Here is a 12,340-nt window from a genome sequence, read left to right on the forward strand (position 1 = left end):
AACGCCCGGTTACATTCCGAACCCGGAAGCTAAGCCTCATAGCGCCGATGGTACTGCAGGGGGGACCCTGTGGGAGAGTAGGACGCCGCCGAACTCCTTTTAAGGAAAACCCCCGCACCTCTGGTGCGGGGGTTTTCTGCGTTCTGGGGTTGTTGCGAAGGCTTAGGGTCGGGATATGCGCTACGACCTGGTCATCTTCGACAACGACGGCGTCCTCGTGGACAGCGAGCCGATCTCCAACACCATCCTGGCCGGCTATCTGACCGAGCTCGGGCACCCCACCTCCTACGAGGACTCCCTGCGCGACTACATGGGCGCCGCGGTCCATCGCGTACACGATCTGGTGCTTGAGCGGAGCGGGCAGCGGCTGCCCGCCGATTTCGACGAGGTCTTTCACGCGCGTGTGTTCGCGGCCTTCGAGCGGGAGCTGCAGCCCATGGACGGGGCCGTGGAAGTGCTGGAGAAGCTGGCGGGGGACGGGGTCGCCTACTGTCTGGCCTCCTCCGGGAGCCATGAGCGGATTCGGGTGGGGCATCGGAAGGCCGGGCTCGACTCGTGGTTCGACGACAGCCGGATCTTCAGCGCACAGGACGTGGGGCGGGGGAAGCCGGCGCCCGATCTGTTTCTGCATGCCGCCGAGCGCATGGGGGTGGCGCCCGGGAAGTGTGTCGTCGTGGAGGACAGTCCGCTGGGGGTTCGGGCCGCGAACGCCGCCGGGATGGATGTCCTCGGGTTCACCGCCATGACGCCGGGCGAGCGTCTCGTGGGGGCGACCCAACTCTTCGGGGACTTGCGGGAGTTGCCCGACCTGCTCGTATGACGAGGGCTTCAATGCGGTGCTGACATTTGTCACGGTCAGGTCCGGACGATCGTTTCTGTCGGCGGGTGGGGGCCCGCGGCGAAGCTGAGGTGGTCGCGAAGAAGCCGTACGCAGACCACCACGGAGGAACCCGATCATGAGCCAGCTCGTCACCGAGGCACCCGCCCCGAGCGCCACCGAGATCGTCTCCGCTCCGGCTGCCGGTACGTCGCGCAAGGCCCGCATCGAGTCGCTGAAGCCGCTGCTGCTGGACGCGGTGCTGCCCACCGCCCTGTACTACCTGCTCAGCAAGGAGTTCGGGATGGGCACCCTGGCCGCGCTGGCCTGGAGCAGTGTGCTGCCCGCCGGGCGGACGGCGTGGGGCCTGGTCCGCGAGCGGCGGGTCAACGGGCTCGCGGCGCTGATCCTGACCGCCAACGTCGTCGGGCTCCTGATGGGCCTCGTCGCCGGTGACCCGCGGCTGATGCTCGCCAAGGACAGCGGGATCACCGCCACCGTGGGGATCGCCGTGCTGGTGTCGGTGGTCGCGGGCAGGCCGCTGATGACCGTGGCCCTCAAGCCCTGGGTGACCAAGGGGGACGCCGGGCGGACCGCGGCGTGGGAGCGGCTGGGCGCGGAGCGTGGACGGTTCGCGCGGCTGGAGCGGACGTTCTCCGTGGTGTGGGGTGCGGCGCTCTTCGGCGAGGCGATGCTGCGGGTGATCGGGGCTTACACGCTGCCCGTCGACACCATGGTGTGGCTGGGCGGGGTCATCGCTGCGGCGGTGCTGACGCTGACCGCCTTCGTCAGTGGCGCCCTGGCCGTGGGGCCGATGGAGAAGATGGTCGGCGCGGCGGTCGAGGGCAGGGCGGGCACGGCCTGCGCCAAGGGCTGCTGAAATTGGTTGAGTGATCCATCTACCCACTGGTAGCCCGGGGCCTTACGCTCTGCAGCCATGACCGATGTGCTGCGGCGCGGCAGGGCCTCGCTGGCGTTCGCCTTCCTCGTGCAGGGAGTGACCTTCGCCCTGCTGGTGACGCGGATCCCGGCGATCCAGGATCGCTACGGGATATCCGACGGGCTGTTGCCCGTCTTCCTCGCGGCGGTGCCGATCCTGGCCGGCGTCGGCAGTGTGGGCACCGAGCAGCTGGTCAAGAGGGTGCCGCCGAGTGCGGTGCTGAGGTGGTCGCAGCCCGTGGTGCTGCTGGCGCTGCTCGGAGTGGGCGCGGGCGACTCGATGTGGCAGGCGGCCGTGGCGCTCGGGACGTTCGGGCTTGCGGTGGGGGCGCTCGACGCGTCCATGAACATGCTCGGGGTGAGCCTGCAACGGACCTACGGGCGCAGCATCATGCTCGGGTTTCACGCCGCGTACAGCCTGGGCGGGATCGTCGGGGCGTCGCTCGCGTGGGCCGGCGCGCACTGGGACCTGCCGCTCTTCGTGTCCTATCTGCCGGTCGTGGTGGTGCTGTTGCCGGCCGCGCTGGTCGGGAGCCGGTGGTACGTCGACGCGGCGGTGGACGCGGGGAGTTCCGGGCCTGCGGGGGAGGGCGGCGGACTCGTCTTCAAGCTGCTGCTTCCGCTCTGCCTGGTGATGACCTTCGCATACATCGGGGACTCGACCGTCTCGAACTGGAGCGCCAAGTACCTGCAGGACGTCCTCGGGAGTTCGGAGGAGGTCTCGACCGTTCCGTACAACGTCTACATGGTCATGACGCTGGTGGGGCGCGGGCTCGGGGATCTGGGGGTGCGGCGGTTCGGGGCCGTGGCGGTGGTGCGGGCCGGGTCGGTGGTGGCCGCGCTGGGGTTCGCGGTCGTGGCGGCCGCGCCGGGGGCGTGGGCCGGGATCGCGGGGTTCACGGTGCTGGGGCTCGGGTTGTGCGTGATCGTTCCGCAGACGTTCGCGGCGGCGGGGAGGCTGTTCCCCGGGGCTTCGGACGCGGCCGTGGCACGACTGAACATCTTCAACTATGTGGGTTTCCTGATCGGTTCGCCGTTGGTGGGCGGGCTCGGCGACGCGTGGAACTACCGGGGGGCCATGGTCGTTCCTCTGGTGTTGGTGCTCCTGACCTTGTTGTACGCCCGTTCCTTCGCCCCGGGAGCGGACCGGTACGGTGACGGGCATGAGCGGCCACGCACAGCTGATGTGGGACGAGGCAGTAACGGGCTATGACTTCGGCCCGGGTCACCCCATGGACCCGGTCAGGCTCGGACTGACCCGAAGTCTGGTCCGCGCCTTCGGGCTCGACCGGGGAATCGACGTGGTCGCGGCCAAGCGTGCCGGTGACTCGACGCTGCGGCTCGTGCACCGCGGGGACTACGTGGACGCGGTCAGGGCCGCTTCCGCGGATCCCGCGTCCGCGCGCGGGGAGTACGGTCTCGGCACGGAGGACGACCCGGCCTTCGCCGGGATGCACGACGTGTCGGCGCTGATCGCCGGGCAGTCCGTGGGGGCGGCCGAGGCGGTCTGGCGCGGTGAGGCGCTGCACGCGGTGAACTTCGCGGGCGGGCTGCACCACGCGATGCCCGGGGGCGCCTCCGGCTTCTGCATCTACAACGACGCGGCGCTGGCCGTCGCCAGGCTCCTGGAGCTGGGCGCCGAGCGCGTCGCGTACGTGGACGTCGACGTGCACCACGGCGACGGCGTCCAGGCCGCGTTCTGGGAGGACCCGCGGGTCCTGACGATCTCGCTGCACGAGCATCCTCGGACGCTCTTCCCGCAGACCGGGTGGCCCGAGGAGACGGGCGCGGACGGTGCGGCCGAGGGGTCCGCGGTGAATGTCGCGCTGCCGGCGGGCACCGGGGACGCGGGCTGGGTGCGGGCGTTCCACTCCGTGGTGCCCGAGCTGCTCGCCGAGTTCCGGCCGCAGGTCCTCGTGACGCAGCACGGGGCCGACACCCACTTCGAGGATCCGCTGGCGCACCTCGCCGTATCGCTGGACGCGCAGCGGGCCGTGCAGGTCGCCTGTCACGATCTCGCGCACGAGTACGCGGACGGGCGGTGGGTCGCGCTGGGCGGCGGCGGATACGCCGTGGTGGATGTGGTGCCTCGGTCCTGGACGCACCTGGTGGGCATCGCCGCCGGGCGGCCGGTCGAGCCCTCGGCGCTGATCCCCGAGGCGTGGCGGCAGGAAGTGTACGCGCGGACACGGCAGTTGGGGCCGCAGCGGATGACGGACGGCCGGTGGCCGGTGGGCTGGGCCGGGTGGGATGCGGGGTACGACCCGGCCGACCGGCTCGACCAGGCGGTGCTCGCCGCTCGCCGGGCGGCGTTCCCGCTGCGGGGGTTGCTGGCGTAGGGCGCCCGCCCCGGAGGGCTCCCGCCCCGAGAGGTTCCCGCCCGGTCGGATTATGCCCGCGTTAGCCCAACTGTGGGTGTTTTCCGGGGTTTTGGCGGTGGCGTGCCCGTGGATGCGCCAGCATCGGGCGGGTGTTGAGCACCGGCGCGCTGCGTGCGCATCTGTTGGCGGCTCGGTTGGCCGGGCCCGTGGCCACCTCGCGGGAAGAGAGCCTGCGGAGCTACCGGCTCTTCGCGGCCCGGGATCCGCGGATACTTCTCGGGCTGGACCCGGAGTGGAATTGGGGGTCGGGCGATCTGCTGCGGCTGATGGCCGACAAGTGCGGGGTGTCCGCGGACCCGCGGGACACCGCGGGGTGCGACGTCATCGATCCGGAGCGGACGCTGGCGGCCCTCGACGCCTTCGCGGAGCGCCTCTCGGACGCGGCCCGGCGGCGGCTTCCCGTGCTCTTCGGGACCGGTCACCCGCACCGGCTGCTCGGCTTCTACGCCGCGTTGGCGGACGCGTTGTCGGCGGCGGGATGCACCGTCCTCACCCCCGCGCAGGGCAGCAGTGTCGACATAACGACCCGGTTCGGCCTACGCACGTACAACCTTGACTACGCACAAGGAGTCGCGCTGGTGCGCGAACCCGGCGTGCGTCCCACCGGGAGTGAGACCGGCGCACACACCCACTCACCACTCCCGGTTCGGGCGGTTCTGGATGCCGCCGCGGAGGCCGGCGGACCGCTTCCCGAACTCGTCGTCGGGGACCACGGGTGGGTCTGCGGGGCAGGTCAGCTGGGGTTCGAGGCGATCGGCCTGGCGGATACGGATGATCCCGCGCTGTTCGTCGGTGAGGCCGAGGGGCAGGTGTCCGTCGTCGTTCCGCTTGATGACGCTGTGCGGTCTGATTACTACCGACCGCTTACTCGCTATGTACTCAATCGAGCGTGTCTGTCACAGTAGGCGGCCGATCGCTGCTCCTCTTCCCCACTCGCATCATCCGCCCCTAGTCTGGGGAGTGAGCGCGCAGAGACGAAGAGTCACCGGAAGGGGAAGCCGGTGCCCGTCATGTGCGGAAGGTTCAGGTGGGGTGTCATGGCTGCAGACCAGAGGCCGCTGAACGAGGTTCAGTTTCTGACCGTGGCGGAAGTCGCCTCGGTGATGCGAGTGTCCAAGATGACCGTGTACCGGCTGGTGCACAGCGGTCATCTGCCCGCCATCCGGGTCGGAAGGTCCTTCCGGGTTCCGGAGCAGGCGGTTCACGAGTACCTCCGCGAGTCCTATGTGGGGGTCGAAGCAGGTTGAGCGAGGGGCCCCAGGGCCCGTCGTACGGGGTCCATGGCCCCTCGATTACGTCCCTCACGCGGGGACGGGTAGGCTAGGCCGACGTAGGTCGTGTGGGCCCAGTCTGCTGCCCCGCACCGAGTGAAGAGAAGTGAGCGAGGGTAGTCGTGGGCTCTGTAATCAAGAAGCGGCGTAAGCGGATGGCCAAGAAGAAGCACCGCAAGCTGCTGAAGCGCACTCGCGTTCAGCGTCGCAACAAGAAGTAAGCGGCCGCTGCAACAGCGTGTTCCGAAGCCCTCCCGTCATCCGACGGGAGGGCTTCGGTGTTTTCGGCCGTCTCTGGACCCACGGACATCACAGCGCAACGTCCACCCGCTAGCGTGGGCCGGGACACAGCCGACAGTGGCGCGGCGCGGGTTGGGGAAAGGCAGGCGCGGATCTTGGGCAAGGTCGTGCTCGTGACCGGAGTGGCCCGGCAGCTCGGCGGACGGTTCGTCCGGCGAGTCCAGCGGGACCCCGACGTCGACCGGGTGGTCGCCGTCGACGCGGTACCGCCCGAGCACCATCTCGGCGGCGCCGATTTCGTCCAGGCCGACATCAGGCAGCCCGCGATCGCCAGGGTGCTCGCCGAGCACGGCGTGGACACGGTCGTCCACATGGACGTGACCGCCACGGCGCTCGGCGGACGCGGCGGCAGAGGCGGCCGGGGCTCGGTCAAGGAGACCAACGTCATCGGCACCATGCAGCTCCTCGGCGCCTGCCAGAAGTCGCCGACGGTGAAGCGGCTGGTGGTGAAGTCGAGCACCAGCGTGTACGGCTCCGCGCCGAAGGACCCCGCCGTCTTCACGGAGACCACGCCGCCCAAGTCGTTGCCCAGCGGTGGCTTCGCCAAGGACGCCGTCGAGGTCGAGGGCTATGTGCGCGGCTTCGCGCGGCGCCGCCCGGACGTCGCGGTGTGCGTGCTGCGCTTCGCCAACATCCTCGGCCCCGCCGCCGACTCACCGCTCGCCGAGTACTTCTCGCTGCCGGTCCTGCCGACCGTGTTCGGCTACGACCCGCGGCTGCAGTTCGTCCACGAGGACGACGCGGTGGAGGTGCTGCGGCTCGCCTCGCACGACCCGGAGCGCGGCACGCTCAACAGCGGCACGTTCAACATCGCCGGCGACGGTCAGCTGCTGCTCTCGCAGTGCTCACGGCGCCTGGGACGCCCCACCGTGCCCGTGTTCCTGCCGGCCGTCACCTGGGTCGGCTCGGCGCTGCGCACGGTCGGCGTGACGGACTTCTCGCCGGAGCAGATCAGGCTGCTCACGCACGGAAGGGTCGTCGCCACCCGGCAGATGCGCGAGACACTGGGGTTCAGGCCGAAGTACACGACCGAGGAGACCTTCGCGGACTTCGTGCGCAGCCGGGGCCCCGGGCTGCTGCCACCAGGTGCCCTCGCGGGGGCAGTCGACCGGATCGCCGCGCTGCCCCTCGCGGGCGGCGACCAGAGCGCCAACTGAGGAGAGCGTCAACGATGGCGGACGCCAAGGTCATTCCGTTCGACGACGACCGGTCGCGGGGGAGCGCACCGCGCACCGCGCGCCGCAGGTCGGCGCCCCGGCGCAAGGGTGACCCCGTGGCCGGGGTCAAGGCCCTGCCGGGTCAGCAGGAGGGGCCGCAGGACGGACAGCGGGGCCCGGAGCCGCAGGCAGCGCGTGCGCAGCCCCCCGGGCAGGCTCGGGAGCCGGAGGCCGGCGGCGGCTGGGACCGGCGCGTCGCGGGCGGCCTGGCGTTCCTGCGGCGGCGGCTGACCGGCGAGTACGAGGTCGACGACTTCGGTTACGACGAAGAGCTCACCGACCAGGTCCTGATGTCGATGCTCCGCCCCTTCTACGAGAAGTACTTCCGGGTGGAAGTGAAGGGCGTCGAGAACATCCCGGCCGACGGCGGGGCGCTGATAGTCGCCAACCACTCCGGGACGCTGCCGCTGGACGGCCTGATGATGCAGGTCGCGGTGCACGACAACCATCCGCAGGGCCGCCACCTGCGCCTCCTGGCCGCCGACCTCGTCTTCATGCTGCCGGTGATCAACGAGCTGGCCCGCAAGGCCGGCCACACGCTGGCCTGCGCGGAGGACGCGGAGCGGCTCCTGGAGCGGGGCGAGCTCGTCGGGGTGATGCCGGAGGGCTTCAAGGGCATCGGGAAGCCGTTCAGCGAGCGCTACAAGCTGCAGCGGTTCGGCCGCGGCGGCTTCGTGTCGACGGCGCTGCGGACGGGGTCGCCGATCGTGCCGTGCTCGATCGTCGGGGCGGAGGAGATCTACCCGATGATCGGCAACGCGAAGACGCTCGCCCGGGTGCTCGGCTTCCCGTACTTCCCGATCACGCCCACGTTCCCGTGGCTGGGGCCGCTGGGCGCGGTGCCGCTGCCGACGAAGTGGACGATCCAGTTCGGCGAGCCGATCCCGACGGACGGCTATCCGCCGGAGGCGGCGGAGGACCCGATGCTGATGTTCAACCTGACGGACCAGGTGCGGGAGCAGATCCAGCACTCGCTGTACAAGTTGCTGGTCCAGCGGCGGTCGGTGTTCTTCTAGGCCCTCTTTCCGGCCTTCCTCCAGGCGTACGCACGCGAAAGGGCGCCCACCTCACGGGGTGGGCGCCCTCTCACGTACCGCCGAGGACTAGTCGGTGTCCTCGCCCTCGATGCCGAGCTCAGGGAGCAGACCGGGCAGGAGCGGGGGCAGCGTGACGTCCGGCTTGGCCGGGGTGCTGTGCTGACCGGGCTTGCTCTTGCCCTCCGAGGGCGCGGGGCTGGTCTTCTTCTTCTTCTCGTCCGGTGGGTCGAGAAGACCACCCGTCGCGCCGCCGAGGAGGCTGTCGTCGTGGCGGTCCGAGGTGGAGGGCCTGGGCTTGCTGTCGCTGCCCGTGCCCCCACCGTGCGAACCGCCGCTTCCCGAGGGATGGGAGGGACGTCCGTCGGAGCTGTCGGAGCCGCTGGGGCTCTGTGAGGTCCGGCCGGTCGTACCGCCCTGGTCGGGGGTGCGCGGCAGCAGGGAGCGCAGCGGGTCGACCTCTTCGTCTATGGCGACGAAGACGGAGTTCACCTGGTCGCCCACGTCGCCCAGCTGGACGGGGAGACGGCCCTGGAGGTCGCTCCACGCCTCGCGGTGCGAGCGGGAGAACGCGGACAGCGCCTGGATGGGGCCGAGGGAGCCGTCGCGCTCGTACGCCTCGAGGAGCAGGCGGTGGCCTTCCGTGGCGTCGTGCCGCATGCCGGAGAGGGCACGCCTGACCTCTCCGAGCGACTCGTGGTCGAGGGAGCCGGAGCGCCCCCGCTCCATGAGCCTGCGGGCCTCGTTCAGCCGTGTCGAGGCCTGATCGAGGTAGATCTGGCCACGGTCGGTGTCGCCGTCGGCCAGACCCCGCTTGAAGTCCTCCATGCCGCGCTTGAGGCCGTACAGCGAGTCGCCGGGGAGGGCGTCGGAGCTGGCGGCGGCGACCCCTCCGAACGCGCCCGCGGCGACCCCGACGGTGAGGCCGCCGGCCGCGATGCCCTTGGACAGGCGGGAGCGCGGCCGCAGCTTCCCGAGGGCGCTCGCCCGGTGAGCGCCCTTGCGGTTCCGCTGCTCGGGAACCGAGGGTGTGGTGCCCTCGAGGAACATGGCTTCCATCGCGGCCACGAGCTGGGCGCGCTGGACGACCTTGACCTCGGGATCGAGGGCTGGCTTGGGCAGCGCGTCGAGACCGTCCGCCAGGGCCAGCAGGTGGCTCTGTTCGGTCGGTGCGGAACGGGCCGCGGATTCGGGGGACTCCACGGGTGCGGCCGTGACCGCGGGTGGGGAGTCCTCGGACTGCTCGGCCGCCGGGCCCTGGTCGGCTTGCTCCTCCAGGGCCTGGGCGAAGGCGTTCGCCCGCCGGTGGGCCGATACGTTCGCGATCACTGGCGGCACCTCCTCTCGTCAAGACGGTCGACTCCCCAGGGGGTCCTGAGGGTTGCGTGTCCTGACCATTTCCACACGATCGAGTGAGCGGAGCCAGCCAGGTAGCGACCACAGGGAGCCTGCATCCCGCACAACGAGCGTCGCGGCACTTGGGTTACGGACGAAAGATGATCGGACCGCGACAATTCCGTGGCGACCATCTGGCCGCCACGGAAGGTGAGTTGGGGATTACGGAGTGCTAGCGGACGTCGTCGGGCAGCAGCCGGGCGAGCGTGCGCACCGCGCGGTACTGGAGGGTCTTGATCGCACCCTCGTTCTTGCCCATGACCCGCGCGGTCTCCGCGACGGAGAGACCCTGCAGGAAGCGCAGGGTCACGCACTCCTGCTGCTGGGGGTTGAGACGGCGCACCGCTTCGAGCAGGGCGGCGTTCGAGAGGGACTCCAGGACGGAGTCCTCGGGGCTGCGCTCGACCTCGTTGGCGTCGAGCATTTCGCCGGTGGTCACTTCGAGACGAAAACGGCTCGACTTGAAGTGGTCGGCGACCAGGTTCCGCGCGATCGTGACCAGCCAGGCGCCGAAGTCACGGCCCTGCCAGGTGAAGGTGCCGATGCGGCGGAGGGCGCGCAGAAAGGTCTCACTGGTGAGGTCCTCGGCGGTCGCCTTGCCGCCCACGCGGTAGTAGATGTAGCGGTAGACCGTGTCGCTGTACTGGTCGTAGAGGCGGCCGAAGGCGTCGGACTCGCCGGCCTGGGCGCGCTCGACGAGGTCCATCATGCGAGCGCTGTCGCTGTCCGCGGCGGGACGGCGGGGGGTGGGTGCTGAGGTGGCGGCAGCGGCGCCGGTGCGGGCCCGTCTGCTGACTGCCGCACCGCCGTTCGCCAGGGCGTAGCAGGGCCCGGCGGGTGCGGGGACGGCGAATGCGGGGACGGCGGGGACGGCGTACGCGGTGGGGACGAAGCCGCGCAAGCGGTCGATGACCGTTGCGCGCAGCGTAGCCAGGCCCGAGGCGTCAACCCCGACGTGTGGGTACACGGGACTCCCAGAGGCAGAGCTTCCATCACGTGCAGTGCGGGACCGTTCACCCGTCGTAGCGACGTGCGGGGTCCCTTATGCGTCTGAGGAGAATAACGCTTCGTACAGGCAGCGCTACACCCAGTTGCTCAAATCATCGATTACGTCGCTTCTGTAACCGATTGACGCCCGGTCAAGCACCGGAGAGTGACCAACTGTTGATCGAATCGGTTCGCATTCAGTCTCGGCGCGGTGCGTCTTGTGGCCGAGTGCTATCGGCGTGACTGGCGGGAGACAGGGCGGGGTAGAACCGACGGAATGCACGGCGCCACGCCGTGCGGGCGGTGCCGGAACGGCTGTTCAGTGCCGGCGGCGGTGCAGGGCGATGGCCGCGGCCGTGCCGCCCGCGAGCGCGCCGACGCCGGCGGCGGCCGGGATGCCGACCTTCGCGGCCTTGCGGCCCGTGCGGTAGTCCCGCAGCCGCCAGTCGCGTTCCCGAGCGTGCTTGCGCAGTTTGGCGTCGGGATTGATCGCGTAGGGGTGCCCGACGAGCGAGAGCATCGGGATGTCGTTGTGCGAGTCGCTGTACGCGGCGCAGCGGCCGAGGTCCAGGCCCTCGCCGGCGGCCAGCGCGCGGACGGCCTCGGCCTTCGCGGGGCCGTGCAGGGGCTCGCCGACGAGCTTGCCGGTGTAGACGCCGCCGACCGACTCGGCGACGGTGCCCAGTGCGCCGGTCAGGCCGAGGCGGCGGGCGATGACCGTGGCGATCTCCACCGGGGCCGCGGTGACCAGCCAGACCTTCTGGCCCGCGTCGAGGTGGGCCTGGGCGAGGGCGCGGGTGCCCGGCCAGATGCGCTCGGCCATGTACTCGTCGTAGATCTCCTCGCCGATGGACATCAGCTCGGCGACCCGGTGGCCCTTGACGATGGACAGGGCGCTGTCGCGGGCGTCCTGCATGTGCTCGGGGTCCTCGACGCCGGCGAGCCTGAACCACGCCTGCTGCCAGGCGAATCGGAACAGTTCCTGGCGCTCGAAGAACTTCCTCTTGTAGAGGCCGCGGCCGAAGTGGAAGATCGCGGCGCCCTGCATCACGGTGTTGTCGAGGTCGAAGAAGGCGGCGGCCTTGTCGTCGCCGACGACGGGGAACTCCGGTTCCCCCGGCTCGTCGGCGGGGGCGGTCCGCGCCGCCAGGCTTTCGAGCTCCTCCTGCTCCTGGGAGGTTTTGCGCGCTGCCTCAGCCGAGGCCTCGCCTGCCAACACGCTCCGCGCCGTGGCGGAGCGCCTACGGGGGGTGAGCCATCCGAGAGCGGCCATGTCGTGAGCATAGCCAGTCTGTTCGGCGGTTCCGGAGTCGGGAGGATTCGGGCCTGTGAACTCTCCGCGTCCACACCGTTAAAGAGGGCGCTCCCGGGGTGTCGGGCGGGTGGTCCCGCGGGTGGTCCCGCCGGGCGAGAATGGCGGCATGAGCCCGATTTTTCGCCGTAGTGGCGGTCGTACGGAGAAGAAGGAGCCGCGGCAGCGGCTGGTCACCCTGATCGGCAAGCCGGGGTGTCATCTGTGCGATGACGCACAGTCCGTGATCGAGAAGGTCTGCGGGGAGGTGGGCACGCCCTGGGAGAAGAAGGACATCACGCGGGACGAGGAGCTGCACCGGGCCTACTGGGAGCAGATCCCCGTGGTGCTGGTGGACGGGGAGCAGCACACTTTCTGGCGCGTGGACGAAGATCGCCTGCGTCGCGAGCTGGCCGGGTAGGGCCCTCGCGCACTGACCGGTCAGTCCAAAGTGCCCGCAAAGTCGATTACGCTTTGGGGCGGTTTTGGTCTCGGGGGCGACGATCGTGAGGAGAGTGTGCGGTTTTGCCCCCATCAAATGAGCAACGATGTCGCCCGCGCGCCGGTTCCACGATGGTGCGCCGGGGGCGCGTGACCCCGGTCACGTTGGCCGGGCAAATCGGACACCATCTTTGTGCACGCGTTCACAAAGACATAGCCTGCATTCGACGGGGCGGTCTGGGGACGAGTGACCGCCTGCAGCCCCGC

General features: G+C 70.3%; 13 protein-coding genes and 1 rRNA gene. 11 read left to right on the plus strand and 3 right to left on the minus strand.

Going from position 1 to position 12,340, the window contains the following annotated elements; all coding sequences use genetic code 11:
* From rrf to ACZ592_RS04385, 10 genes are all read left to right on the plus strand, one after another.
* Positions 1–94 (plus strand): 5S ribosomal RNA (gene rrf / locus ACZ592_RS04340); the annotation flags it as partial.
* An 81-nt stretch (positions 95–175) separates the two neighbouring features.
* The gene (locus ACZ592_RS04345; RefSeq protein ID WP_471580011.1) at positions 176–820 is read left to right on the plus strand and encodes an HAD family hydrolase; all 645 of its coding nucleotides are present in this window, start codon (positions 176–178) and stop codon (positions 818–820) included.
* Between the two features lie 136 nt (positions 821–956).
* On the plus strand, positions 957–1,697 hold the full coding sequence (locus ACZ592_RS04350) for a VC0807 family protein (RefSeq protein ID WP_471580012.1): 741 nt from the start codon (positions 957–959) through the stop codon (positions 1,695–1,697).
* A gap of 57 nt (positions 1,698–1,754) precedes the next feature.
* Positions 1,755–2,969: an MFS transporter gene (locus ACZ592_RS04355; RefSeq protein ID WP_471580013.1), complete on the plus strand. Its 1,215-nt coding sequence runs from the start codon at positions 1,755–1,757 to the stop codon at positions 2,967–2,969.
* Positions 2,920–4,095, plus strand: a complete 1,176-nt coding sequence (locus ACZ592_RS04360; protein ID WP_471580014.1) for an acetoin utilization protein AcuC — start codon at positions 2,920–2,922, stop codon at positions 4,093–4,095. The genes ACZ592_RS04355 and ACZ592_RS04360 overlap by 50 nt, the downstream gene beginning before the upstream one ends.
* Before the next feature lie 131 nt (positions 4,096–4,226).
* Positions 4,227–5,042, plus strand: coding sequence for a phosphatase (locus tag ACZ592_RS04365; RefSeq protein ID WP_471580015.1), 816 nt, complete (start codon positions 4,227–4,229; stop codon positions 5,040–5,042).
* Between the two features lie 132 nt (positions 5,043–5,174).
* Positions 5,175–5,384, plus strand: a complete 210-nt coding sequence (locus ACZ592_RS04370) for a helix-turn-helix domain-containing protein (protein WP_157869005.1) — start codon at positions 5,175–5,177, stop codon at positions 5,382–5,384.
* 146 nt (positions 5,385–5,530) lie between these two features.
* Positions 5,531–5,629, plus strand: a complete 99-nt coding sequence (locus ACZ592_RS04375) for a 30S ribosomal protein bS22 (protein ID WP_003948845.1) — start codon at positions 5,531–5,533, stop codon at positions 5,627–5,629.
* 174 nt (positions 5,630–5,803) lie between these two features.
* Complete coding sequence (locus tag ACZ592_RS04380) at positions 5,804–6,865, plus strand: NAD-dependent epimerase/dehydratase family protein (protein ID WP_471580016.1); 1,062 nt, start codon at positions 5,804–5,806, stop codon at positions 6,863–6,865.
* 14 nt (positions 6,866–6,879) lie between these two features.
* Entirely contained in the window at positions 6,880–7,941 is a 1,062-nt protein-coding gene (locus ACZ592_RS04385; RefSeq protein ID WP_471580017.1) for a lysophospholipid acyltransferase family protein, read from the plus strand.
* Between the two features lie 87 nt (positions 7,942–8,028).
* Here ACZ592_RS04385 and ACZ592_RS04390 read toward each other — a convergent pair whose 3' ends face one another.
* The 3 genes from ACZ592_RS04390 to ACZ592_RS04400 form a co-directional block, all read right to left on the minus strand.
* Positions 8,029–9,288 (minus strand): DUF5667 domain-containing protein, encoded by a 1,260-nt coding sequence (locus ACZ592_RS04390; RefSeq protein ID WP_471580018.1) that lies wholly within the window; start codon positions 9,286–9,288, stop codon positions 8,029–8,031.
* 238 nt (positions 9,289–9,526) lie between these two features.
* Positions 9,527–10,321, minus strand: a complete 795-nt coding sequence (locus ACZ592_RS04395) for an ECF subfamily RNA polymerase sigma factor, BldN family (RefSeq protein ID WP_471580019.1) — start codon at positions 10,319–10,321, stop codon at positions 9,527–9,529.
* A 339-nt stretch (positions 10,322–10,660) separates the two neighbouring features.
* On the minus strand, positions 10,661–11,614 hold the full coding sequence (locus ACZ592_RS04400; protein WP_471580020.1) for an HAD family hydrolase: 954 nt from the start codon (positions 11,612–11,614) through the stop codon (positions 10,661–10,663).
* A 148-nt stretch (positions 11,615–11,762) separates the two neighbouring features.
* On the opposite strand from ACZ592_RS04400, the gene ACZ592_RS04405 reads away from it, so the two are divergent.
* Entirely contained in the window at positions 11,763–12,053 is a 291-nt protein-coding gene (locus ACZ592_RS04405) for a glutaredoxin family protein (protein WP_471580021.1), read from the plus strand.
* The last annotated feature ends 287 nt before the right edge of the window (positions 12,054–12,340 follow it).

This window comes from Streptomyces sp. NPDC040622, from assembly GCF_055593965.1.